We start from the raw sequence: 22,684 nt of genomic DNA on the forward strand, positions 1-22,684 counted from the left end.
TCGGGCTGAGCGTACTAGAGGTTTCCGCCGGATTTCCGGGTTGCGCCCAAGCTTTCCAGAGCTTGACGGGCCTCCTCGAGTTCGCGGCTGAGCTGCGCGACCCGCTCTTCGGCCGCGCGACGGGCCTCCTCGATCACCGACTGGACGGCCTCGGTGGCCGTGGGATCGCCGAGTTCCTTGACCGCGCGTTCGACGGCGTCAGGGGCGACCGGCGCAGGCTTGCCGACCTTGCGGGTGCCGTGCGCGACCCCCACCGTCCACTCGTTCTCCGGGTCGATCGTGACGGTGATGGTGATCGACGGCGCCTTCTTCGCCTTGCGGGCCGGAGCCTTCGGCTTGGCCGGTGCCGGCGGCCGGGAGGCGGGAGCGTCGGACGAGGCGGAGGTCGTCTGGGTCACGGGCTTCTTCTCCTGGGCGCGGGGAACCGCAGCGGCCGCTGGGCTCTCGGAGTTCTGGGTAGCAGGCTTCGGGGTAGCGGGCTTCGAGGTAGCGGGCTTGGAGACGGCAGCCCGCGGGGTCGCGGGTTGCACAGGTGCAGCCTTCGCGGGGGTCGCCTTCGCCGGAGCAGGCTTCGCACCGCCGGAGCTGCGCGCGGCCTTCGCCGGTGCGCGCTTGGTTCCGGCCGGCTCGCGGGTGGCGCGCAGTTCGTCGGTCTCGAACGGCAACTCGTCGTCTACGCCTTTCGGCCGCACCATCACGGTGCTGCCGCTGATCGACACCACCCGCGCCGACGTCCCGGGGTCGATGCCGAGACTCGGAATGCCCTCGACGAGGTAGACGGTCGCGCGGCGCCCCTCGGCGAGAGCGGCATCGAGCTCTCCGAGTTGTTCCTCCGTCAGGTGATCCGCGCGTCTGCGGGGCGGCATGCGACGTCCTTTCTCGGTTCGCCGAAGGGTCGGCAGTGCTTCGATGACGGTCACTGTCGCACATCCGTACGACACGCCTGCACACGTGTTCGACACGACCTGCCGCGCGCATGAACCGCGGGCACGGTAAGGATGGAGGCGTGACCCCGTCCGATCCGGCACCATCAGGAACCGACGTGCTGTCCGTGATCCAGTCACAGCTGGAGAGCGCGCTGCTCGGCGGTCCTCTTCGCTACACCCTGAACGAGGTGGCCGGATTGTGCGGACTCGAACCTGCGCGTGTGCGTCGACTCTGGCAGGCCCTCGGTCTGACCGTCGATCCCGATCCGGACGTCGTGATGTTCACGGACGGCGACGTCGAAGCCCTGCGCGCGACAGCGGCCATCATCGCGAGCGGCGCGATCGACGAACGTCTCGAGGTGCCCGCGGCCCGGTCGATCGGACAGTCGATGTCGCGGCTGACCGAGTGGCAGCTGAATCTGCTCAACACCCACGTCTTCACGCAACTGGCCTCCGCCTACGAGGAAGCGGAAACTCCTCCGCAGGAAGAGGAGATCCGCGCGCTGATCGACCACATCGTCGATCGCACGACCGAGCTCGCGGTGAGCCTGCAGAGCCACATGTGGCGTCGGCACCTGGTGGCCACGACCGCCCGGGCCGCCGCGCGCCCGCAGGATTCCGGGGAGCTCCACGAACTGGTCGTCGGCTTCGCCGACATGGTCGGCTACACACGGCTGACCCGGCAGATCGACGCGGCGGCGTTGAGCGAACTGCTCGACTACTTCGAATCGGAGGTCTCCGACGTCATTGCCCGGCACAACGGCTGGGTGATCAAGACCGTCGGCGACGAGGTGATGTTCGCGGCCGAACGTCCGATCGACGCCGCGCGCATCGCCCTCGAACTGCAGGATTCGTTCGGGTCCCAGAAGGACTATCCGGACCTGCGGATCGGATTGGCGTGGGGTCAGGCGTTGCCGCGTTTCGGCGATCTGTTCGGTTCGGTCGTCAACATCGCGGCCCGCCTCACGGGCGCGGCGCGGCCGGGCACGATCCTCGTCGACGAGAACCTCGCCGACGCGCTGGCCGACTGCGAGGAGTTCCGCTTCCAGACCGTGCGCACGCTGCGGCTGCGGGACTTCCAGCATTCGCGCCTGTACGTCCTGCGTCGCCCGCGGGAGGAGAAGACCGTCGTGGGCGCGGACGGTCTGGGCGACGAGGACATGGGTCTCTAACGATCCGGCCGGCGCGCCCTGCGCGCAGCGATGAAATCGTCGACGATGTGCTCGCACGCGCGTCGGTCGATCGGTGCGAGCGTCGCGAGGCGGTTGAAGACGATCGGCCCGAGCAGCTGGACCAGCGCCAGGTCGTAGTCGAAGTCGCCGAGTTCGCGGCGGGCCTCCGAGGTGGCGAGCACACGATCGAACGACGACCGGTAGCGGTCGACGAGGATCTCGCGCAGCGACTGCAGTTCGGGCCGCTCGCTGCGCCCCGGTTCCTTCGGGAGTTCGCCGAGGCCCGGCCCGAGTCCCATCCAGCACATCGCCGTCAACGGGATGGGCGCCTCCTCGATGATGCGTGCCTGTGCGGCGAGCAGTTCGACGAGGCGGCTGCGGAGATCGCCGTCCTCCGGGACCGGGGGTGCCGACGGGAGAAGCCGCGCGAAGGCCGCGGCGACCAGTTCGGTTCCGTTCGCGAAGTGCCGGTAGAGGGTGGCCCGCGCGACGCCCGCCGAGGCGGTGACCGCATCGATCGTCACAGCGTCGGCACCACCGGTCGCGAGGAGGGTGGTGGCCGCGTCGAGCAGTCGGGCGCGCGAGCGCACGCGGCGCGGATCCTCGTCGCGCGGTGAGGCGGGCCGGGTCTCGACGTCGCGGCGGGGTTCTGCTTCGGGTTCGACGCTCACGCTTCCAGTTGTAGTCGCTGTGAGAGAAGCATGTTGTGAGACCGACGGTTCAGCTACGATACCGGCAGTCTCGTTTCTGGTCCCGGCATTACCCTCCGTCCGGAAGGCTCCCGTGTCCGACAGCATCGCGACCACCACCGCACCTCCTCGCATGACGCGAGCCCAGATCCGGCTGCTCGCCGTCGCGTGCTCGGCCGTCGCCGTGGTCATCGCCGCGATGGCCTCACTCAACACGGCCCTGCCCGACATCGCGGTCGACACCGGCGCGACGCAGTCCCAGCTGACGTGGATCGTCGACGGTTACACGCTGACACTGGCAGCGTTGCTCCTCCCGGCCGGTGCTCTGGGTGATCGGCTCGGTCGCCGCGGCGTCATGATCGTCGGCCTGATCGCCTTCGCCGCCGGGTCGCTGTTGCCGCTGGTCGCCGATGCACCGTGGTGGATCATCGGGGCGCGCGCAGTCGCGGGTGTCGGCGCGGCGCTGGTCATGCCCTCGACGTTGTCGCTGATCACCGCGGGTTTCGCCGAGGCTCATCGGGCACGTGTCATCGGCATCTGGGCGGGTGTGGCCGGATCGGGTGCCGTGCTCGGCATGATCCTGTCGGGATTGGTGCTCGAATACGCGTCGTGGCGGGTGATCTTCGGCGGTTCCGCCGCCATCGCGATCCTGCTGGCCGTCCTTTCGTTCACCATCGCGTCGTCGCGTTCGACGCAGCCGTTGCCGTTCGACTTCGGGGGCGGCATCCTCGTCGTCCTCGCCGTGGGCCTGTTCGTGCTCGGCGTGATGGAGGGTCCACATCGCGGATGGGCGGACGTGGTGACGCTCGGATCGATGATCGCGGGCCTGGCAGCGGCAGCCGGATTCGTGCTCGTCGAACTCCGGTCGAAGGCGCCGCTGCTGGACGTGCGGTTGTTCCGCCAACGCGCGTTCGGCGTGGGCGCGGCCGGGTTGTCGTTCCAATATCTCGCCGGCTTCGGTCTGTTCTTCCTCATCGTGCAGTACCTGCAACTCGTGCTGGGCTACTCGCCGCTGCGGGCCTCCCTGGCACTGACGCCGATCTTCCTCGTCGTCATGGGTCTGTCGCTCGCCGTGCCCGCACTGTTGACGCGGGTGGGCATCCGCATCCTGCTCAGCGCCGGCCTGGCGCTCATCGGTGTCGCACTGATCCTCATGGGACTGCTCGACGCCGATTCCACCTACGTCGAGGTTGCATTCGCGCTGAGCATCGCGGGTGTCGGCGTCGGTATCTGTACGGCTCCCGCGACCCACGCGATCGTCACCAACACTCCCGAAGACCAGTTGGGCGTGGCGTCCGCGGTCAACGACGCGACCCGCGAGATCGGTGCGGCGATCGGTGTCGCGATCACGGGCAGCGTCCTCGCCGCGGCCTACGGGCACGGCATCGACCCTGTGGCGCCGATGATCCCCGAGCCGGCCCGGTCTGCCGTGCAGGATTCGCTCGCCGCCGCGATACAGGTCGCCGAGCAGGCGGGTCCGCAGGGCGAGCAACTCGCCGAACTCGCACAGAACGCCTTCCTCGACGGCTTACAACAGGCATCATGGGCGGTCGCCGCGATCCTGCTGGTCGGAGCGGCGATCTCCGCCTTCTGGGCACCCCGGCGCTCGTAGCCACTCCCGCCCTCTCCCCTTCCCGATGCCCGCGACGCAGGTCGCGGGCATTGTGCTGTGCGCGTGATCACGCTAACCTGGATAACAGTTACCAGTCGTCACACTAAAAAGGTGGAGACATGACCGCATCGCTCACCCGCGAGACCAGCAAGGGCTTCATCCCCGGCGTCGCACTGTCCGATCGCGAGGAAACCGCCGGACGACTGCTCGCCTCGTCCGCACGCAAGTCGTACGACCCGGTCGTCGAAGTGGACTGGGAGGCCCCCGTCCCCGACGACAAGTTCGGTATGACCCCCGAATGGAGCACGCTCTACGGCACCGCGCTGTGGGACGAACTCACCGACGAACAGCGCATCGAGCTCACCAAGCACGAGGCCGCGAGCGTCTCGAGCGTCGGCCTGTGGTTCGAGATCCTGCTCATGCAGATGCTCCTGCGCGACGTCTACGACCGCGACAAGCATTCTCGGCACGTCCAGTTCGCCCTCACCGAGGTCGCCGACGAGTGCCGCCACTCGGTAATGTTCGCGCGCGCCGGCGAGCGACTGAACATGCCGGGCTACGGGCCGCCCCGCTACATCCATCAGCTCGGCCGCCTGTGGGGCCGGTTCTTCAAGGGCGCCAACGCCTATGCGGCAGTGATGGCGGCCGAGGAGATCCTCGACATGATGCAGCGCGACTTCATGCGCGACGAGCGGGTCCAGCCCGTCACGCGCGCGGTGTCGAAGATCCACGTCCTCGAGGAGGCCCGACACATCCGCTTCGCCCGCGAGGAGGTCGCACGCCGACTCGCCGGTGCGAGCCGCGCACGCCTGGCGATCGAGCGCTTCAACACCGCGCTCGTGGTGTTCTTCGTCGTCAAGAGCATGATCCACCCCGACGTCTACGCCAACGCGGGCCTCGACCGCGAGCGCGCTCTGCGAGAGGCGAAGGGCAACAAGCACTATCACGATCGTGTGCGCAAGTCCGGCGCGAAGCTGATGACCTTCCTCGACAACGTCGGCCTCATCGGCGGACCGTCGAAGATCCTCTACAAGAAGGTCCACCTGCTCTGACACGGCCTCAGGGGCCCATAACGAACTGTGCGCAGTTCTCGTCGATCTCCTCGAAGGATTTCGAACGAGAACTGCGCACAGCCGTTCGTGGCGAAAGCCGAAGGGCGTCAGCCCACCTTCTCGGTGGCCTGCAGGCTGTCGTCGCGCTCCTGCTCCGGGAACATCGTGCGCGTGATCTTCCGAGCGGTATCGGCGACGATCGGCGCCACCCACTCCAGGCGGGTCGAACGCGCGTCCGCCGCCAGCGACAAGGCGGCAACCGGACCATCGACGCCACGGAGCGCGACACCCACGCATCCGATGCCCCGCGCGGCCTCCTCACGTTCGAACGCGACGCCACGACGCTTGCGGATGCGGTTGAGCTCCTGGTGCAGTGCGACGTGATCGCGGATGGTGCGCTCGGTGCACGGCACGAGCTGCTTGCCGTACAGCGCGTCGATGCGTTCGGGCTCGAGCCACGCGAGGATCGACTTGCCGGCCGCGGTGGCGTAGGCGGGGAACCGCCCGCCGACCCGCGACGGCACGCTCGACGCGAGCTGCCCACCGACCTTGTCGAGGTAGAGCACCTCGTTGCCCTCGAGGACCGTCAAGTGGACGACGGCGCCGGTCTGCATCGCCAGGTCGTGGAGATGCGGTGCTGCGGCCTCCCGGATGCGGCGGTGGCCCGTGTCGCTGCCACCGAGGCCGAGGGCACGCGGGCCGAGGCAGTAGCCGAAGGATGCGTGCTCGATCCAGTCGCGACGCACGAGGTGGTCGAGGATGCGGTGGACGGTCGAGCGGGGCAACCCGGAGCGACAGGTGACCTCTTCGAGAGTGAGTGCGCCGCGGCTGTCGAAGGCCTCCAAGATGAGGGTCATCCGATCGACCATCGATGGTGGAAGTTCTCGTTTCGACGAGGTTCCCACGGGCTCGAGCGCGGAGTCGACGGCGGTCAACTGCACCTCCATAAGTCCTGGCCACGACCCTGCGCGCCTCACGAAACTGGAATCTGTTCCAGAACGTTAGCAGTAACAGCGGTCACACCGGAAGGGGTACACACAGACTGTAGGTACTCCGGAGTCAGTTTCCCGGCGAGAGTAAATTCCTATGAGTCTGGTCGGAATCGTGCGGACAGGTTATTGTCGGGACCGTGAGCAAGACGTACGAGCGCGCGAGCCGGTCGCCGCACCGTCGTGCCCAAATTTCGTGTATCCGCGGGTGCCGGGCCCGCTGACCGCCGCACCCGTTCCTGCCCCCTCCACACCGTCGTACGGTGATGTCGTGTGTGGGGCCCGAAGGTCAGCACGTCGACGATCAGAACACATCCCGAATCCGGAGCAGAGCCATGAGCGACACCCCTGAAGCCACCGATCCCAGCGCGAACTGGAGCTTCGAGACCAAGCAGATCCACGTGGGCCAGCCCGCCGGCGGCGACACGAAGGCCCGGGCACTGCCCATCTACCAGACCACCAGCTACACCTTCGACAGCACCGATCACGCCGCAGCGCTGTTCGGTCTCGCCGAGCCGGGCAACATCTACACCCGCATCATGAACCCGACGCAGGACGCGGTCGAGCAGCGCATCGCCGCCCTCGAAGGCGGCGTCGCCGCCCTCCTGCTCGCGTCCGGCCAGGCCGCCGAGACCTTCTCGATCCTCAACCTGGCGCAGGCCGGCGACCACATCGTGTCGAGTCCGTATCTCTACGGCGGCACCTACAACCTGTTCCACTACACGCTGCCCAAGCTCGGCATCGAGGTCACCTTCGTCGAGGATCCCGACAACCTCGACCAGTGGCGCGAGGCCGTCCGCGACAACACCCGCGCGTTCTTCGGCGAGACGATCGCCAACCCGAAGAACCACATCCTCGACCTGCCCGGCATCTCGGGTGTGGCCCACGAGAACGGGCTGCCGCTGATCGTCGACAACACGGTCGCCACCCCCTACCTGCTCCGCCCGCTCGAGCACGGTGCCGACATCGTCGTGCACTCGGCCACCAAGTACCTCGGCGGCCACGGCACGGCCATCGCCGGTGTCATCGTCGACGGCGGCACGTTCGACTGGACGCAGGGCCGCCACGCCGGTTTCACGACCCCCGACCCGAGCTACCACGGTGTCGTCTTCGCCGACCTCGGCGCTCCGGCCTACGCACTCAAGGCACGCGTGCAGCTGCTGCGCGACATGGGCGCAGCGGTCTCCCCGTTCAACGCCTTCCTCATCTCGCAGGGTCTCGAGACTCTGAGCTTGCGCATCGAGCGGCACGTGGAGAACGCCCAGAAGGTCGCCGAGTTCCTCGAGGGACGCCCGGAGGTCACCTCCGTCGCCTACGCCGGCCTGAAGTCCTCACCGTGGTACGACCGCGCCCAGCAGCTCACCCCGCGCGGCGCCGGTGCGATCGTGGTGTTCGAGCTCTCCGGCGGCATCGACGCCGGCAAGCGCTTCGTCAACGCGCTGACCCTGCACAGCCACGTCGCGAACATCGGCGACGTCCGCTCGCTGGTCATCCACCCCGCGTCGACGACCCACTCGCAGCTCACCGGTGAGGAGCAGATCGCCGCGGGTGTCACCCCGGGTCTCGTGCGGCTCGCCGTGGGCATCGAGAACATCGACGACATCCTCGCCGACATCACCACAGGACTCGAGGCTGCGGGTAGCTGACCCCGAAGGATTCGAAAGACGCGACGGCCCACCCCCTTTCGGGATGGGCCGTCGCCGCGTTCGGCGTATGTGCGATCAGTCGTTGCGTGCGAGCGCCTGCTCGATCCGCTCGGCCTGCGTGCTGCTCTCGAGCAACTGCCTGACCAGCCACAGACGCAGGACACGAGTGACCGCGGCGGCGAGATAGACCGCCACACCGATCAGAGTGACAGCCACGAAGCCGAGAGCGAGCAACTGGTAGGACAGCAGGTCACGGGTATCGGAGAGGGTCAGCGATGCAATGTAGACGACGAAGACCGCGACGGCGCCGATCACCATCAGGGCCAGGCCGACGATGCGGGTCTTTCCTCCCGAATCCGGACGGGGGGCGTCGAGACCCAGCGCTGCCACGTCCTTCTTGAACTGTTCACGTCGCTCGTCGGCGAGTGCGGTCATGGTCATCCTCCTAGATAGGTGGTGGAAAGTTCTTCTTCGATCTCCGCCGGATCGCCGGTGCGCACCACCCGGCCCTGCAACATCAGCGCGGCGCTGGTGGCGATCGGGAGCACCGCTCGCGCGAACTGTTCGGCTACGAGGATCGACACACCCTCGGCGGCGAGCTCGCCGACGATCTCGTAGATCTGGGAGACGATGCGCGGTGCCAGGCCCATCGACAGTTCGTCGAGCAGGAGCACCGTGGGATGGGTACCGAGTGCCCGCGACAGCGCAAGCATCTGCTGTTCGCCGCCGGACATCGAACCGGCCAGCTGCGACCGGCGCTCACCGAGAACCGGGAATCGCGTGTACGCCACCTCTTCGAGGTCTGCGAGCGAAACACCGGTGCCGGTTCCGATCCACAGGTTCTCTCGCACGGTGAGGTTGGGGAAGATGCCGCGCCCCTCGGGAATCGAGCACACCCCCAGACGCGCGAGTTCCGCTGCGGACACACCGTTGACGACCCGGCCGGCCAACCGGAACTCACCCGACGAGATCGGGTGGATCCCCGAGCACACGCGCAGGGTCGTCGTCTTACCTCCGCCGTTCGGCCCGAGCAGGGCGACCACCGCGCCCGGTTCGAGTACGAGGTCCACGCTGCGCAGCACCTCGATCGCGCCGTATCCGGCCCGGACACCCGACAGTTCGAGCAACGGTTCGACGCTCATACCGCTTCCTCCTCGGTGCCGATGTAGGCGTTGATCACTGCCGGATCGTTCTTGATCTCGTCCGGAACACCGCTTGCCAGCACCGCACCGTAGTCGAGCACGTGGATCCGCGAGCAGATCTTCATCACGAGCGGAATGTCGTGTTCGACGAGGCAGATCGCGAGGCCGTCCTTCGCCAGGTCGCCGAGCAGCGCGGCGAAGGCCTCGGTTTCCTGCTCGGTCTGCCCGGACGCGGGCTCGTCGAGCAGCAGCACGCGCGGAGAGGTCATCAACGCGCGGGCGACCTCCACGACGCGGGCACGTCCGGTGGGTACGTCGGAGACGTCGGTGCTCGCGATGTCGGCCAGTCCGGTCAGTTCGAGGAGCCTGTCGACCTCCTCGTCCACGTCGATCTTGTTGTGCTCGTTGGCGTTGTGGATGTCTCCCGCCACTCGGAGGTTGTCGCGCACGGACAGCGACACGAACAATTCGAGACGCTGGAACGTGCGGGCCATGCCCCTGCGGGCCCGTTTGTAGGGCGGCAGTGAGGTGATGTCACGACCGTCGAGGAAGACCGTGCCGGCCGTCGGCCGTTGCAGGCCGGTGATCGTGTTGAACAGCGTCGTCTTCCCGGCCCCGTTGGGTCCGATCAGGCCCGTCACCGTTCCCGGTTCGATTCCGATGCTCACGTCCTTGACCGCGACGTGACCGCCGAATCGGACTGTGATACCGCGCGTTTCCAGAATGGGTGCCTCAACCATGAGGAATCAGTTCCTTCTCCGATCCGGTGGCACGTGCGGCCAGAAGTTCGTCGATGCCGAGCTCGCGATCGATCTCGTCCCGCGCCTGCTCGGTGTAGGGCTCGTCGATTCCGACCCGCTCGGGAACCAGCGGCGCGCGACGTTGTGCTTCCTCCGCTCCGAGCACCGCTTCGGGCATCAGCCACTGCCCCATGACCGGGAGCATGAACACCGTGGCGATGGTGATCGATGCGAACCACCAATTGTCGAGCACGCCGACGAGCGCGAGCAGGTACGACACGAGGACCACCACGGCTCCCCCGGCGAGCACCGGTTTCGCGTTCTTCAGCCGTCGGTAGCCCTCGACCATCTGATGGACGCTGCCGCTCGGGTTGGCCGCAACCCCGATACCGATCAAGGCCGGACTCACCGCGGCGACGTGCCCGAGGAATGTCCACATGCCGGCCAGTTCCGGTTGTCCCGCTGCGAGGTTCGAGAACGACACCATGATGACGGCGAAACCGACACCTGACAGCAGGCCACCGAACAGTGCACCCGAGACGTAACCGATACCGGCCACGACGGTGAGCATCAGCAGCGACAGGCTCACCATGATCGAGAAGCTTTCGTTCGACACCGAGCCCATCGCGCTCGACATGAACAGTCCGCCCAGGCCGGCGATGCCCGCCGACAGGGTGAAGACGCCGAGCTTGAGACGCACCAGGCTCTGGCCGAGCATCGCCGCCGCGGCGGGGCTGTCCTTCATCGCGGCGAGCCGGCGGCCGTAGCCGCTGTTGCGCAGGGCGATGATGCCCACGCCGAGAACGGCGAAGATCACGGTCACCGTCATGAGGAAGGTCGTCTCGTTCCGCAGGTCGAGTGGGCCGACTTTCAAGGGCGGGATCGCGATGTTGCCGTCGGTGAACAGCGAGAACCTGATGCCGAACAGCTCGTGCTGGGTGGTGTCGCGCAGCACCATGTTCGACAGGAACACACCGAACGCCATCGTGGCCAGGGCGAGATAGAGGCCGCGCAACCGCAGGGCCGGCAGCGCGATGAGCCCGCCGATCACGGCCGTGACGGCGACGCCGAGCGCCACGCCCCACAGGTTCAGGTGGGCGGCCAGTCCGCTCCCGGAGATACCGAAGTGGAACGCCACGATCGTCGCGATGGCACCGAAGGATACCGGCGCGAGGTTCATCTCGCCCGCGTATCCGGTCAGCAGGGTCAGCGACAACGCGATGATCGCGAAGGTCATGCCGATCGTGAGGGTCGTGACCGCCGACGTCACCATGAGCAGGCGGATGGCATAGACGATGACGACGAGCGCGACCGCCCAGGCGATCGCCTTGCGCACCGACGGCACGTGGTAGCGCTCCCGGGTACGGGTGACGGCACCGCGCAACCGATCCTGCGGCAGTACGACGAGAACCACGAACAGCGCGATCATCGGCAGGGACACCCGCAGATTCGACGTCCACGTCCACGCGGTCGGGAAGTAGGCGAGCACGTATGTGGCTGCCAGGCCGAGGAACAGCGCACCGGCGAAGGTACGCGGAATGCTGCGCAGCCGGCCGAACATCGCCGCCGCGAACGCGTCGATGACGAGCAAGGTCAGCATGTTCGCTTCGAGGGTGCCACCGTTGATCGGTGTCACGAGAACACCCGCCAGGACCGCGAGAGTCGAGCCCATCATCCAGGACAGTGCGGCGAGCCGGTCGGGGTCGTGCCCGTTCAGGCGCAGCAGATCGGGATCGTCGACCACACCTCGCATCGCCACTCCGACGCGGGTGCGCACGAACATGATTCGTAGTCCGACGGCGATGAGTACCGCGGCGGCGAGGCAGATCAGTTCGTGGTAGCGGATGGTGACACCGAAGAGCTCGATCCTCGCCTGGTCGCCGAAGAACATCGTCATGGTGCGTGCAGTCTCGGGATGCCAGAACCAGTGCGACACCGAGACCATGCCGAGCAGGATCGACACCGTGACGACGATCTTGGTGACCTCGGCGGTGTCACGCATCCCGCGCATGATCACGACGTAGAGCAGCAGGCCCATCATCGGGCCGAGGACGCCCAGCACGAGAAGCAGCGCGATGGGCGTGGGCAGGCCCCAGCCGTAACGCAGTTGCCAGTAGGCGAACGCACCGAGCATCGCCTGCGCGCCGTGCGCGAAGTTGAAGATGCCGGACGTGTTGTAGGTGAGAACGAGGCCCGATGCAGCGATCGCGTAAACCGATCCGAGCACCAACCCCACGATCGTGAAGGTCAGAAAGGTGTCCATACGAGTACCTCTGGTCGGGGTGCCGGCGAGCGCGTGTCACGCCTCGCCGGCACCGGGCGCTCGGATCAGACGGTCGGTCTGATGACGTTGGGGTTCAGATATTTCGTCGCGATGCGGTCGGGTCCGAGTTCGGTGCCCCACGTACTCGGATCGGTCGCGACGCGATAGCGGTCGTCGCACTCGAAGGTGCCCGCCTCCGCGGGGAACGCCTGGGTGTATTCGGCGCCTTCGAGTTTCACGACGAGCCCGCAGGTCGCGGGCATGTTGTTCCCGGGGTCGGTGACCGCGTGCAGACCACCGCCGTCCCACTCGTGGATCCTGGACAATTCGTCGATGACGCACTGCCGGGACAGGTCCGATCCGCAGGCGTCCGCAGCGGTAGCCCACAACAGGAACGAAGAAGTGGCCTGCATGCCGAGCAGCGCGGTCTTGCCGTCCTGCTCGGTGACGAGCTCGACGTACTTCTTCACGGCCGGCACAGCATCGGCGTTCTCGATCATCTGGAAGGTCATGCCGGCGTGGAGGTTGTCGAGCAGACCGTTCTCACCGTTCCATGCCTGAGCGGCATTGCCGTACCAGGTGGCCTCACCGAGCAGGATCGGGTCGATGCCGGCCTGGTCGAGCGCCTTCACGAAGTTGAATTCGGCCGGCACCGGAGAACGGGAGGTCCACAGGCCCTTGACGCCGCACTGCTTGAACTTCTCGGCGAAGGGCGCGTAACTCGACTCGCCCTCGTAGTTGAGCGTGACACCGCAGTTCTTCAGCGTGAAACCGGCTGCCTCGGCGACGGACCGGATCTTGGTGCTGGCCGAGATGATCGTGGGCATCGTGCTGTCGATGACGTCGAACTCGCCGAGCAGGTCCGGGTACATCTCGGCGATCTGGAACCACTGCGAACCGTTCGCATAGTCGACCGGGAACGGGACGCCCTGGTAGGTCATCGGGCCGTTGGCCGCGTCGGGGGACACGGTGAAGGCGGGGACAGCGGCGAGGTTGCACGCGACCCGGGTCTGCTCCGAGGTCTGGTCCATGGCGAAGCCGTGACCGACCATCATGAACTCGCTCGCACATGCATTCTGCATGACGGCGTTGGCCTGCGTCATCGCAGCGTCGTAGTGGGTACCGACGATCGTGCGGCCGTTGATGCCACCCTGGGCGTTGCACCAATCGATCATGGCGGAGACGGCGTCACCGATCTCCTTGTTGAGTCCGGGGCTCTTCGAATAGCCCCGGTCGTCGCCGTAACCGATCCGGATCTCGGAATCGGACACTCCTTGGTCGGTACTTCCTGCCGCTTCGCCCGGCCCGCATGGAGACGAAAGGGTTCCGAACGACTCCTCGACCGACAGGGACGCTCCAGTTCCGGCGGCTGCCGCCGGAGCGAGGGCGCCCGCCGACGAGTCGGCGCCGCGATCCGACGCACAAGCGGACGTCGCCACTACGATGGCGAACAGACCCGCCATCGATTTCGAGGCAGCACTGAGTTTCACGACGATGGACTCCTTGGTCTCGGTCCGGGCCGAAGCGCGATCCGGGGGGCGCCGGACGGTGGGCCGGGTGTCGCGAAGGTAGCCACCCGGCCGAGTGAGACCTGCGCCACTCCCACTCACCGGGACCGATTTGTGACAGTCGACACAGGGTTTAGGGTGGGATGCTCCACGTCACCAGCAACAGTTCTCCGATCCTTCCGTGTACGCGCTGCGCGATGACGAACGTGCGGGCCGAGAAAGGCGAATCCTTGACAGCACAAGCCGATCTGCAGCAGATGCTTCAGCAGGTCGTTTCCCAGCTCACCGGCCCCGGTGGCCGCTTCGAAATCGTCGAAGAGGACGTGCGCGGAAACCGGATGCAGGTCATGCGCAACCGCGACCGGCGCATCGGCGACCTCGTCGCCGCGTCCCGGAAATGGGGCGACCGCGACTACCTCGTGACGGCCGATCGCCGCCTGTCGTTCACCGAGCACGCCGACGCTGTAGCTGCCCTGGCGACCGCCCTGCGCGACGAGCACGGCGTGGAGAAGGGCGACCGGGTCGCGATCCTTGCGGCCAACTCACCCGAATGGATCATCACCTTCTGGGCCGCCCAATGCCTGGGCGCAATCGCCGTGGGGCTGAACTCCTGGTGGACGCCGTCCGAAATCGCCTACGGCGTGAACATGGTGCGACCCAAGGTGATCGTCGCCGACGCCAAGCGCGCCGATCTGCTGGCCGGAGCAGAGGTCTCCGGCTTCGAACTGCTCACCACCGAACACGACGTGCCTCGGATCGTGGCCGCCGCGTCCGGCACCGAACTGCCGTCGGCCGACGTGGAGGAGGACGATCCCGCGGTCATCCTGTTCACGAGCGGCACCAGTGGACGTCCCAAGGGGGCGTTGCACTCCCACCGCAACGTGCTCGCCGTCGTCGACTACCACCGGTACTCCGATGCTCTGGTGGCCGCGATGCAGCGGCGCTCCTACGACGACTCGGTGCCCAACGACAACCGGTACCTCCTGTCCTCGCCGTTGTTCCACATCGCAAGCCTGCACAACCTGGCGGTGCCACGCCTCGCGACGGGAAGCGCCGCCGTTCTGACGGAAGGCGGGTTCGACGTCGACAAGGTCTTCGCGCTCATCGAGCGTGAGAGGGTCACCAACTGGGGCGCGGTGCCGACGATGGCGTCGCGCATGCTCGAGCACGAGAACACCGACAAGTACGACCTCAGCTCGCTCACCGCGTTCGCGCTGGCCTCGGCACCGTCCTCCCTTGAGTTCAAGAAGCGTCTGCAGGCGAAGTTCCCCTTTGCGCAGCAGGCCCTGGTGGACAGCTACGGACTGACCGAGTGCAGCACTGCGATCGCCATGGCGACGGCCCCGGAGATCGAGGCGTTCCCGGGCACGCTCGGCTCCCCCATCATCACGGTGAGCATGGAGATCCGCGACCCGTTCGGTGAGCGGGTTCCCGACGGCACCGAGGGCGAGATCTGCGTCCGCAGTCCCTATGTGATGCTCGGGTACTGGGAGGACCCGGCTGCGACGGACGCGGCTGTCACCTCGGACGGATGGCTACGTACCGGCGACTACGGAACGCTCGAGAACGGCCGCCTGCGGCTCGCGGGCCGGCGATCCGATCTCATCCTGCGCGGCGGCGAGAACGTCTATCCCACGGAGATCGAACAGCGCCTCGACGAGCACCCCGACGTCGTCGAGAGCGCCGTGATCGGCGTGGACCACGAGGATCTGGGGCAGGAGGTCGCGGCCGTCGTCGTGCTGCGACCCGGCAGCGCGATCACCGAGGACGAGTTGCGAGCCTTCTGCGCCGAGCGACTGGCCTACTACAAGGTGCCCACAGTTTGGCGGATCACGCGGGATCTACTCCCCCGCAACGCGACCGGCAAGATCATCCGACGCTCGATCACCGTCTGATCGGCGAGCACACCGGTCACCCGTCCAGCCCGAACAGCGACGTGGCATTCTCGCGGCACACCGCGCGGATCCACTCGCTGTCGGGCGCGACGCGTTCGAGCACCTCGAGCTGGTGCAGATAGTCGTACGGAATGTTCGGAAAATCCGTGCCGAGCAGGATCTTCCGACGCAGCGCGTCGAGACGCGGCAGCTGATCCCTCGGGAAGGGTGTGTCCTCCTCGACGAAATCGGTGAACGCCATCGTCGTGTCGAGATACACCCGCTCGTACTGTTCCGCGAGGTCGAGGAACTCGCGGTACTCGGGCAGACCCATGTGCGCGACGATCACCGTCAGCTGCGGGTACCGGCGCATGAGTTCCTGCATCGGAGCCGGACCGGTGTACGTGCCGGGCGCCGGGCCCGACCCGCAGTGCACGACGATGGGCACGCCCGAGTCCTCGAGCAGGCCCCACACGTCGTCGAGGAGCGGATCGAGCGGCGAGTAATCGCCGACCTGGATGTGGGATTTGAACACGCGCGCGCCCGCCTCGATCGCCGACGCGACGTACTCCTTCGCCTCGGCCTCCGGGTAGAAGGTGGCGGTGTGGAGGCAGTCGGGGGTCCGGGCCGCGAAGTCGGCGGCCCACGAGTTGAGCCACGCCGCCATCTCCGGCTTGTGCGGGTACAGCATGGCGGTGAACCGGCGTACCCCGAAGTCGCGGAGACGCGCGACGCGTTCCTCCTCGTCGTGCCGGTAGGTGATCGGCCAGGGCCGTCCGACGAGCGGACCTGCGGAGTCGAAGTACGCCCAGACCTTGTCCATGACCTGGCGGGGCATGAAGTGCGTGTGGACGTCGATCAGGTGATCGAGACCGTGGGTGCTCCGAAAGCGTGCGACCGACTCGACTTCGTTCATGCCGCGACCCTATCCGGCGACCCTCAGCAGGGGTGACGTGAGTAGTTGATATCCGCTCCGGGAGATCGTTGTCACATACCCCCAGCAGGACAAAGGTTTGCCTTACCAATACTATGTGAAACTTGAATTACCGATCCGCGAGCGTCTTGGCACATGTCAGCACGCCGTCCGACCCTTCCTCGGAGTCACCCGTGAAACTGAATCTCAAGCGCCTGCTCCTCGCACCGGCCCTCGCCGGGGCGCTCGTCCTGACCGCCTGCGGTGACAGCGGTATCGACAGCGCCGACGCCGAGAACGGCGCGACCGTCACCATCGAGACCAACAACGGTGAGATGGAAGTTCCTACGGACCCCCAGCGTGTGGTGGCCCTCGACAACAAGTCGTTCGAGATGCTGCGCGATTGGGGCATCACGCCCGTCGCGCTGCCGAAGACCCTCCTCCCCAACACGGGCTTCGACGAGTGGCGTGAGGACGAGTCCATCCTCGACATCGGTACGCACCGCGAGCCGAAGCTCGAGCTCGTCAGCGAGGCCGAGCCGGACCTCATCATCGGCGGGTCGCGCTTCACCGAGTTCACCGGCGAACTGTCGAAGATCGCTCCGGTCGTCGACGTCTCCGCTCTCGACGAGTCCGAGGGCGGATACATCCAGGGGCTGAAGGACCAGACCCACGCACTCGGCCAGATCTTCGACAAGGAAGCCGAAGCGGAAGCGATCGTCGGCGAGCTGGAGGCGGCCACCGAGGCTGCCGAGGCTGCCACCAACGGTGAGACCGTCTTCCTCGCCGTCGTCTCCGGCGGCAAGATCGACAACGGTGCCGGCCGCATCGGCCGTCTGCTGGAGGGCGTGAACCTGAAGGACGTCTTCGCCGGTGACGCCGGCGATGTCCACGGCGATTCCGGTCTCGCTCCCGAGACCATCGCGCAGGCGAACCCCGACTGGATGATCGTCCTGGACCGCGACGCCGCCACCGCCGTGCCGGGCGAGGAGGCCCCGCAGCCGGCTGCCGCCGTCATCGACGCGCAGGAAGCTTTCGCGGGCACCACCTTCGCCACGAAGGACCAGATCATCTACCTGGACGGCGACTTCTACAAGCGTGAGGGCATCGAGTCCTACACCGAAGCGTTCCAGCAGATCGCCGACGCGTTCGACGCTGCGAACCAGTCGGCACAGTAAGTCCCTGTTGTTCGACGCTCCACAACAGCCTGCCCCGACCCGGATCACGGGCCGGGGCAGGCTGCGTGTGTAAGCGCACCTTCTCCGGATCCGAGCCCCTATGACGAAGAACAAAGTGCTGCTGCCGGTGATCTCGGTGGTCGTTCTGGCACTGACCGTGGCGTCCCTGATGGTCGGCGGCTACGACATCACCCTCGAGTCGCTGATCCACGACCCTGCGGCCCGCGAGATGTTCTTCATCTCCCGCGTGCCGCGAACCCTCGCCCTGATCTTCGCGGCCGTCGCGATGAGCATCTCGGGCGTGATCATGCAGTTGATCACCCAGAACAAGTTCGTCGAACCGACCACCGCGGGCACCGCACAGTGGGCCGGTCTCGGCCTGCTGGCCACCTTGATCGTCGTTCCCGACGCGTCACCGATGGTCAAGATGGTGATCTCGGTGATCTTCGCGTTCGCCGGAACGATGGTGTTCATCGTCGTCCTACGCCGGATCGCACTGAAGTCGTCGATCATCGTGCCGCTCGTCGGCATCATGCTCGGTGCCGTGGTCGGCTCGATCACCACTTTCCTCGCCGGCAACTTCGACCTGCTGCAGTCGATGTCGGCGTGGCGCTCGGGTGGCTTCAGCAGCGTGGTGCGCGGCTTCTACGAACCGCTGTGGGCGGTGCTCGCCGTCGCCGTCCTCGCCTATCTCCTCGCCGACCGGTTCACCATCGCCGGTCTCGGTAAGGACCTCGCCACCAATGTGGGACTGAAATACGAGCAGGTCGTCTTCCTCGGGGTCACCCTCGTCGCAGTCGCCACGGGCGTCACCACCGTCGTGGTCGGCTTCATTCCGTTCCTCGGCCTGATCGTGCCGAATCTCGTGTCGATGATGCTCGGCGACGACATGCACAAGAACCTGCCCTGGGTCGCCGTCATCGGCGCCGGACTGCTTCTCGCGTGTGATCTCGTCGGTCGCACGATCGTCGCCCCCATGGAGATTCCGGCATCCGTAATCCTCGGCGTCGTCGGTGCCGTCGTCTTCATCACTCTCGTTCTGAGGCAGCGTCGCTATGTCAGTGCTTGATTCCGTACGCCCACGGATCGTCTCGACCGACAAGGGCGAGCGCCGTCGCTTGTCACCGGGGATCCGTCTGGCCATCGTCGCGGTGATCGCCGCTGTGGCCGTCGCCTGTTATCTGTTCCTGTTCATCCGTGGGTCGTTCGATTTCACCTTCCCCCGCCGCCTCACCGTCCTCGGGGCCATACTGGTCGCCGCCTTCGCGCACGGCATGGGGACCGTCGTGTTCCACACGGTCACCGACAACCGCATCCTGACGCCGTCCATCATCGGGTTCGACTCCCTGTACACGTTGATGCAGACGCTGACGATCTTCTTCTTCGGAGCCACCGCGATCGCGACCTCCGAGGGCATCCCCAAGCTCGTCCTCCAGACCGCGCTCATGGTTGTACTGGCGACCCTGCTCTACCGCTGGCTGTTCTCCGGCCGGTTCGGCAGCCTGTTCCTGATGCTGCTTGTCGGCGTCGTGCTCGGCATGGCCTTCGACAGTCTGTCGACGTTCATCCAGCGGGTGCTCTCCCCCACCGAGTACGACATGCTCTCGGTCGAGCTGATGGGCCGCCTGTCGTCCGTACCCGGCGACTATCTGCCCCTCGCATTCGGCATCTGCATCGTCGTCGGGGTGATCCTGTGGCACCGTCGCCACCGTCTCGATGCGCTGCTGCTCGGCCGCGACACCGCGACCAACATCGGTGTCGCCTACAAGCGCGAGCTGACGCTGATGCTCGTCCTCATCGCGCTGCTCGTGGCGTTCGCCACCGCACTGGCCGGACCGATGACCTTCTTCGGATTCCTCATCGCGACCCTCGCCTATCAGATCGCTGGGTCGTACAAGCACCAGTACGTGATGCCCATGGCGTTCCTGCTGGGCGTGATCACCCTCGCCTTCGGCCAGTTCTTCATGCAGCACATCTTCTACGCGGGCGGATTCCTCACGGTGATCATCGAGTTCGTCGGCGGCATCCTGTTCCTGTTCATGCTCCTGAGAAAGGGAACGCTGTGATCGAGTTCCACGATGTCTCGATGTCGTACCAGGACAAGCCGGTCCTCGGCCCTGTCTCCGGCACGATCCGCGAGGGCGGCATCACCTCGCTGATCGGACCGAACGGTGCCGGCAAGTCGACGCTCATGACGATCATCGGCCGTCTGCTCGAGCCCACCACGGGCACCGTCACTGTGGGCGGACTCGACGTGCATTCCACGAAGACCCAGGAACTGGCCAAGCACCTCTCGATCCTGCGGCAGGAGAACCACATCACCGCGCGCCTGACGGTCCGCGAACTCGTCGGCTTCGGCCGGTTCCCGCACTGCCAGGGCCGGCTCACCGCGGAGGATGTACGACACGTCGACGAGGCGATGGAGTTCCTCAACCTCACCGACCTCGCAGACCGCTTCCTCGACCAACTCTCCGGCGGCCAACGGCAGCGCACCTTCGTGGCGATGGTGCTGGCACAGGACACCAAGTACGTGCTGCTCGACGAGCCGCTCAACAACCTCGACATGAAGCACGCCGTGCTGATGATGCGTCAGCTGCGGCGGGCGGCGGACGAACTGGGCAAGACGATCGTGCTCGTCATCCACGACGTGAACATCGCCGCCGCGTACTCCGATCACATCATCGCGTTGCGCGACGGCCTGATCGTCACCAGCGGAACGTCCGACGAGATCATGCGGGACGAGATCCTCACCGACGTGTTCGATACCCCCGTGACCGTCCACGCGATCAACGGGCAACCCACCGCGGTCTACGCGCGCTGAGCGGAACTTCGCTCAGAACAAGGTCAATTCGGCGTCGTCGGCGCACTTCGGCGGCTTGTGCGCGACCACGGGCGTGCTCGGCACCTCGATCGGGCCGGGCTGCGCCGCGATCTCGCGGGCGGCCTGGCCGGCGAGCGTGTCGGCCATCTCGTTGAAGTGGTTGCCGACGTGGCCGCGCACCCAGCGGAACCGCACCGGACCGGTGCGGTCGGTGAGCTCGCGGTCGATGGCGCGCACGAGTTCGAGGTTCTTCACCGGCGCGCCGGTGGCCGTCTTCCAACCCTTGCGCTTCCATCCGGGCAGCCATTCGGAGGCGCACTTGATCGCGTACTGCGAATCGGATTCGATGATCATCGGCTCGGCGCCGGGATGCGCGCGCAGTGCCTCGAGCACCGCCCGGAGCTCGGCGATCTGATTCGTGCCCGAACGCTCACCGCCCGACGCGCTGGGCCCCTCGTGATTGACCCACGCCCACCCGATGGCGCCACCGGGATTGCGAAGGCAGGATCCGTCGGTGCTCACGATGATCATGCGCCCGACCATAGCCGCACCCTCCGACACCACGAAAGTCGGCTCGAGCGCACAGAGTCGCGAAAGTCGGCTCCAGCGCACAGAGTCGCGAAAGTCGGCTCCAGCGCACAGAGTACGGTAGGACGGTGACCGTGTCCGACGAGCGAGGCCGTCGCATCGCGAGCGTGGCGGACGAAGCACCCCTCGACACCCGCGTGCGCGTGCCGTGGCCGGTCGACGTGGTGCGCACCCTGCGCCCGCTGCAGCGCGGGCCGTGGGATCCGTGTCATCGCGTCGTCGCCGGCGCCGTCTGGCGTACCTCCCGGATGAACACCGGTGCCGTGACGTACCGACTCACCCAGGACGGTCCGCACGGCGCGCGGTGTCTGGCGTGGGGTCCGGGCGCATCCGAGTTGGTCGATCGGCTTCCGGCGCTGCTCGGCGCCGACGACGACCCGTCCGGCTTCGTACCCGAGCATCCCCTGCTCGTCGATGCGCACCGACGCATGCCTGCCCTGCGCATCACCCGCACGGGCCGGGTGCTCGAATCCCTGGTGCCGGCCATCCTGGAACAGCGGGTGCACGGGGTGGCGGCGTTCGCGTCCTGGCGTCGTCTCGTCACGTGGTTCGGCGATTCGGCGCCCGGTCCGGCCCCGGAGGGCATGCGCGTGCCGCCCTCCGCGGCGACCTGGCGGACCGTGCCGTCCTGGGAGTTCCATCGGGCGAACGTCGACCCCGGCCGCGCACGCACTGTGGTGCGGTGCGCGCAGGTCGCCGACTCCCTCGAGCGCCTCGTGCATGAACCGGCCGCCGACGCCCGGCGGAAGTTGCGGGTCGTGCCGGGGGTGGGCGTGTGGACGGCCGCGGAGGTCGCCCAGCGCGCGTTCGGCGACACCGATGCGCTCTCCGTCGGCGACTACCACCTCGCGAAGGTCGTCGGATGGGCACTGCTCGGCCGTCCCCTCGACGACCCCGGCATGATCGAATATCTCGAACCGCTACGCCCGCAACGTTATCGGGCCGTTCGATTGATCGTGGAGTCCGGTGGGTACGCGCGGGTTCCGAAGCGCGGGCCTCGCACCCCGATCACCGACCATCGTCGGCGGTGACGGGGTCTCGATCCGGCGCGCCCGTCCTCGTAGACTCGGTCACATGTCCGCCACCCACGACGCGGCCGGCCCCGATCGGCTCGGACACCTCCCGAGCTATCTGATGACCCAGGCGGCGCGACACGTGCATCGCGTCGTGTTCGATCGCCTCGACTCCGCCGATGCCCGCGGTCACCACTACCGGATCCTGGCCGCCCTCGAGGAATACGGTCCGTCCAGTCAGATCGACCTCGCCCGTCGCTGCGGCCTCGATCGCAGCGACGTCGCCGCCGTCGTCGACGCACTCGTCGACCGTCGTTTCGTCGTACGCGCCGCCGACCCCACCGATCGGCGACGCAACATCATCACCCTCCCCCAGCGCGGGCGCCGACGACTGTTCGATCTCGACCGGATGCTCACCGCGGCGCAGGACGAGGCGTTCGCTCCCCTCGACGCAGCCGAACGCGCACAGCTCACCGCGATGCTGACCAGGATTGTCGAGTATCACACCAGGCCTGCGCCGATTTCCGCGCAGCAGTCGTAGGCTTGTAGAGGTGCATC

At 66.9% G+C, this 22,684-nt stretch carries 21 protein-coding genes; 11 read left to right on the forward strand and 10 right to left on the reverse strand.

The genetic code is table 11. The features are described 5' to 3' along the window. Positions 1–14 precede the first annotated feature (14 nt). Positions 15–866, reverse strand: a complete 852-nt coding sequence (locus tag LPH33_RS22350) for a DUF6319 family protein (RefSeq protein ID WP_229566140.1) — start codon at positions 864–866, stop codon at positions 15–17. Between the two features lie 140 nt (positions 867–1,006). Here LPH33_RS22350 and LPH33_RS22355 point away from each other — a divergent pair, with 140 nt between their 5' ends. Beyond that, positions 1,007–2,098, forward strand: coding sequence for an adenylate/guanylate cyclase domain-containing protein (locus LPH33_RS22355; protein ID WP_060650780.1), 1,092 nt, complete (start codon positions 1,007–1,009; stop codon positions 2,096–2,098). Here the strand turns inward: LPH33_RS22355 and LPH33_RS22360 are convergent. Next, positions 2,095–2,688, reverse strand: coding sequence for a TetR/AcrR family transcriptional regulator (locus LPH33_RS22360; RefSeq protein ID WP_229568465.1), 594 nt, complete (start codon positions 2,686–2,688; stop codon positions 2,095–2,097). The two genes, LPH33_RS22355 and LPH33_RS22360, sit on opposite strands and share 4 nt — an antisense overlap. Positions 2,689–2,920: 232 nt before the next feature. On the opposite strand from LPH33_RS22360, the gene LPH33_RS22365 reads away from it, so the two are divergent. Both LPH33_RS22365 and LPH33_RS22370 read left to right on the forward strand, forming a co-directional pair. Beyond that, positions 2,921–4,399 carry an MFS transporter gene (locus LPH33_RS22365; protein WP_420714502.1) on the forward strand — a complete coding sequence of 493 codons (1,479 nt, stop codon included), beginning with the start codon at positions 2,921–2,923 and terminating at the stop codon, positions 4,397–4,399. Between the two features lie 119 nt (positions 4,400–4,518). After that, positions 4,519–5,451: an AurF N-oxygenase family protein gene (locus LPH33_RS22370; RefSeq protein WP_060650114.1), complete on the forward strand. Its 933-nt coding sequence runs from the start codon at positions 4,519–4,521 to the stop codon at positions 5,449–5,451. Between the two features lie 107 nt (positions 5,452–5,558). Here the strand turns inward: LPH33_RS22370 and LPH33_RS22375 are convergent, their stop codons facing one another. Further along, positions 5,559–6,398: an IclR family transcriptional regulator gene (locus LPH33_RS22375; protein WP_229566142.1), complete on the reverse strand. Its 840-nt coding sequence runs from the start codon at positions 6,396–6,398 to the stop codon at positions 5,559–5,561. Between the two features lie 377 nt (positions 6,399–6,775). Here LPH33_RS22375 and LPH33_RS22380 point away from each other — a divergent pair, with 377 nt between their 5' ends. Then, complete coding sequence (locus tag LPH33_RS22380) at positions 6,776–8,086, forward strand: bifunctional o-acetylhomoserine/o-acetylserine sulfhydrylase (RefSeq protein ID WP_229566143.1); 1,311 nt, start codon at positions 6,776–6,778, stop codon at positions 8,084–8,086. A 75-nt stretch (positions 8,087–8,161) separates the two neighbouring features. Here LPH33_RS22380 and LPH33_RS22385 read toward each other — a convergent pair whose 3' ends face one another. The 5 genes from LPH33_RS22385 to LPH33_RS22405 all read right to left on the reverse strand — a co-directional run bounded on the left by LPH33_RS22385 (position 8,162) and on the right by LPH33_RS22405 (position 13,694). Beyond that, positions 8,162–8,527, reverse strand: coding sequence for a hypothetical protein (locus LPH33_RS22385; protein ID WP_081314308.1), 366 nt, complete (start codon positions 8,525–8,527; stop codon positions 8,162–8,164). Next, entirely contained in the window at positions 8,524–9,228 is a 705-nt protein-coding gene (locus LPH33_RS22390) for an ABC transporter ATP-binding protein (protein ID WP_088898685.1), read from the reverse strand. The genes LPH33_RS22385 and LPH33_RS22390 overlap by 4 nt, the downstream gene beginning before the upstream one ends. Beyond that, entirely contained in the window at positions 9,225–9,968 is a 744-nt protein-coding gene (locus LPH33_RS22395; RefSeq protein ID WP_106201124.1) for an ABC transporter ATP-binding protein, read from the reverse strand. Before LPH33_RS22395 ends, LPH33_RS22390 begins: the two co-directional genes overlap by 4 nt. After that, entirely contained in the window at positions 9,961–12,231 is a 2,271-nt protein-coding gene (locus LPH33_RS22400; protein ID WP_229566144.1) for an ABC transporter permease, read from the reverse strand. Before LPH33_RS22400 ends, LPH33_RS22395 begins: the two co-directional genes overlap by 8 nt. A gap of 65 nt (positions 12,232–12,296) precedes the next feature. Next, on the reverse strand, positions 12,297–13,694 hold the full coding sequence (locus LPH33_RS22405) for an ABC transporter substrate-binding protein (RefSeq protein WP_172414989.1): 1,398 nt from the start codon (positions 13,692–13,694) through the stop codon (positions 12,297–12,299). A 275-nt stretch (positions 13,695–13,969) separates the two neighbouring features. On the opposite strand from LPH33_RS22405, the gene LPH33_RS22410 reads away from it, so the two are divergent. Continuing rightward, a complete protein-coding gene (locus tag LPH33_RS22410; RefSeq protein ID WP_229566145.1) occupies positions 13,970–15,634 on the forward strand; it encodes a class I adenylate-forming enzyme family protein in 1,665 nt (554 codons plus the stop codon). 16 nt (positions 15,635–15,650) lie between these two features. Here LPH33_RS22410 and LPH33_RS22415 read toward each other — a convergent pair whose 3' ends face one another. Then, on the reverse strand, positions 15,651–16,529 hold the full coding sequence (locus LPH33_RS22415) for an amidohydrolase family protein (protein ID WP_229566147.1): 879 nt from the start codon (positions 16,527–16,529) through the stop codon (positions 15,651–15,653). Positions 16,530–16,720: 191 nt separating this feature from the next. Between LPH33_RS22415 and LPH33_RS22420 the strand changes: the two genes are divergently transcribed. The 4 genes from LPH33_RS22420 to LPH33_RS22435 all read left to right on the forward strand — a co-directional run bounded on the left by LPH33_RS22420 (position 16,721) and on the right by LPH33_RS22435 (position 20,525). Then, positions 16,721–17,704: a siderophore ABC transporter substrate-binding protein gene (locus tag LPH33_RS22420; RefSeq protein WP_060650107.1), complete on the forward strand. Its 984-nt coding sequence runs from the start codon at positions 16,721–16,723 to the stop codon at positions 17,702–17,704. A gap of 100 nt (positions 17,705–17,804) precedes the next feature. After that, complete coding sequence (locus tag LPH33_RS22425) at positions 17,805–18,773, forward strand: ABC transporter permease (RefSeq protein WP_060650106.1); 969 nt, start codon at positions 17,805–17,807, stop codon at positions 18,771–18,773. Further along, positions 18,760–19,770 (forward strand): iron chelate uptake ABC transporter family permease subunit, encoded by a 1,011-nt coding sequence (locus tag LPH33_RS22430; protein ID WP_229566148.1) that lies wholly within the window; start codon positions 18,760–18,762, stop codon positions 19,768–19,770. Before LPH33_RS22425 ends, LPH33_RS22430 begins: the two co-directional genes overlap by 14 nt. Beyond that, positions 19,767–20,525 (forward strand): ABC transporter ATP-binding protein, encoded by a 759-nt coding sequence (locus LPH33_RS22435; protein ID WP_060650105.1) that lies wholly within the window; start codon positions 19,767–19,769, stop codon positions 20,523–20,525. Before LPH33_RS22430 ends, LPH33_RS22435 begins: the two co-directional genes overlap by 4 nt. Before the next feature lie 12 nt (positions 20,526–20,537). On the opposite strand, the gene LPH33_RS22440 is transcribed toward LPH33_RS22435, so the two are convergent. Then, positions 20,538–21,056, reverse strand: a complete 519-nt coding sequence (locus tag LPH33_RS22440) for a ribonuclease H family protein (protein WP_033098456.1) — start codon at positions 21,054–21,056, stop codon at positions 20,538–20,540. 125 nt (positions 21,057–21,181) lie between these two features. On the opposite strand from LPH33_RS22440, the gene LPH33_RS22445 reads away from it, so the two are divergent. Together LPH33_RS22445 and LPH33_RS22450 are read left to right on the forward strand one after the other, a co-directional pair. Continuing rightward, positions 21,182–22,144, forward strand: a complete 963-nt coding sequence (locus LPH33_RS22445) for a DNA-3-methyladenine glycosylase family protein (RefSeq protein WP_420714462.1) — start codon at positions 21,182–21,184, stop codon at positions 22,142–22,144. Positions 22,145–22,187: 43 nt separating this feature from the next. Beyond that, positions 22,188–22,667: a MarR family winged helix-turn-helix transcriptional regulator gene (locus LPH33_RS22450; protein WP_229566149.1), complete on the forward strand. Its 480-nt coding sequence runs from the start codon at positions 22,188–22,190 to the stop codon at positions 22,665–22,667. Positions 22,668–22,684: the final 17 nt, after the last annotated feature.

It is taken from the genome of Rhodococcus sp. RDE2 (assembly GCF_020885655.1).
GTDB classification, from domain to species: Bacteria; Actinomycetota; Actinomycetes; order Mycobacteriales; family Mycobacteriaceae; genus Rhodococcus; species Rhodococcus pyridinivorans.

Bases quoted from the DNA above. Each gene is read 5' to 3' on its own strand.
- LPH33_RS22365 (WP_420714502.1), top strand. From the start codon at position 2,921: ATGACGCGAGCCCAGATCCGGCTGCTCGCCGTCGCGTGCTCGGCCGTC.
- LPH33_RS22395 (WP_106201124.1), bottom strand. From the start codon at position 9,968: ATGGTTGAGGCACCCATTCTGGAAACGCGCGGTATCACAGTCCGATTC.
- LPH33_RS22390 (WP_088898685.1), bottom strand. From the start codon at position 9,228: ATGAGCGTCGAACCGTTGCTCGAACTGTCGGGTGTCCGGGCCGGATAC.
- LPH33_RS22405 (WP_172414989.1), bottom strand. From the start codon at position 13,694: ATGGCGGGTCTGTTCGCCATCGTAGTGGCGACGTCCGCTTGTGCGTCG.
- LPH33_RS22440 (WP_033098456.1), bottom strand. From the start codon at position 21,056: ATGATCATCGTGAGCACCGACGGATCCTGCCTTCGCAATCCCGGTGGC.
- LPH33_RS22400 (WP_229566144.1), bottom strand. From the start codon at position 12,231: ATGGACACCTTTCTGACCTTCACGATCGTGGGGTTGGTGCTCGGATCG.
- LPH33_RS22375 (WP_229566142.1), bottom strand. From the start codon at position 6,398: ATGGAGGTGCAGTTGACCGCCGTCGACTCCGCGCTCGAGCCCGTGGGA.
- LPH33_RS22425 (WP_060650106.1), top strand. From the start codon at position 17,805: ATGACGAAGAACAAAGTGCTGCTGCCGGTGATCTCGGTGGTCGTTCTG.
- LPH33_RS22380 (WP_229566143.1), top strand. From the start codon at position 6,776: ATGAGCGACACCCCTGAAGCCACCGATCCCAGCGCGAACTGGAGCTTC.
- LPH33_RS22370 (WP_060650114.1), top strand. From the start codon at position 4,519: ATGACCGCATCGCTCACCCGCGAGACCAGCAAGGGCTTCATCCCCGGC.
- LPH33_RS22385 (WP_081314308.1), bottom strand. From the start codon at position 8,527: ATGACCATGACCGCACTCGCCGACGAGCGACGTGAACAGTTCAAGAAG.
- LPH33_RS22430 (WP_229566148.1), top strand. From the start codon at position 18,760: ATGTCAGTGCTTGATTCCGTACGCCCACGGATCGTCTCGACCGACAAG.
- LPH33_RS22350 (WP_229566140.1), bottom strand. From the start codon at position 866: ATGCCGCCCCGCAGACGCGCGGATCACCTGACGGAGGAACAACTCGGA.
- LPH33_RS22450 (WP_229566149.1), top strand. From the start codon at position 22,188: ATGTCCGCCACCCACGACGCGGCCGGCCCCGATCGGCTCGGACACCTC.
- LPH33_RS22415 (WP_229566147.1), bottom strand. From the start codon at position 16,529: ATGAACGAAGTCGAGTCGGTCGCACGCTTTCGGAGCACCCACGGTCTC.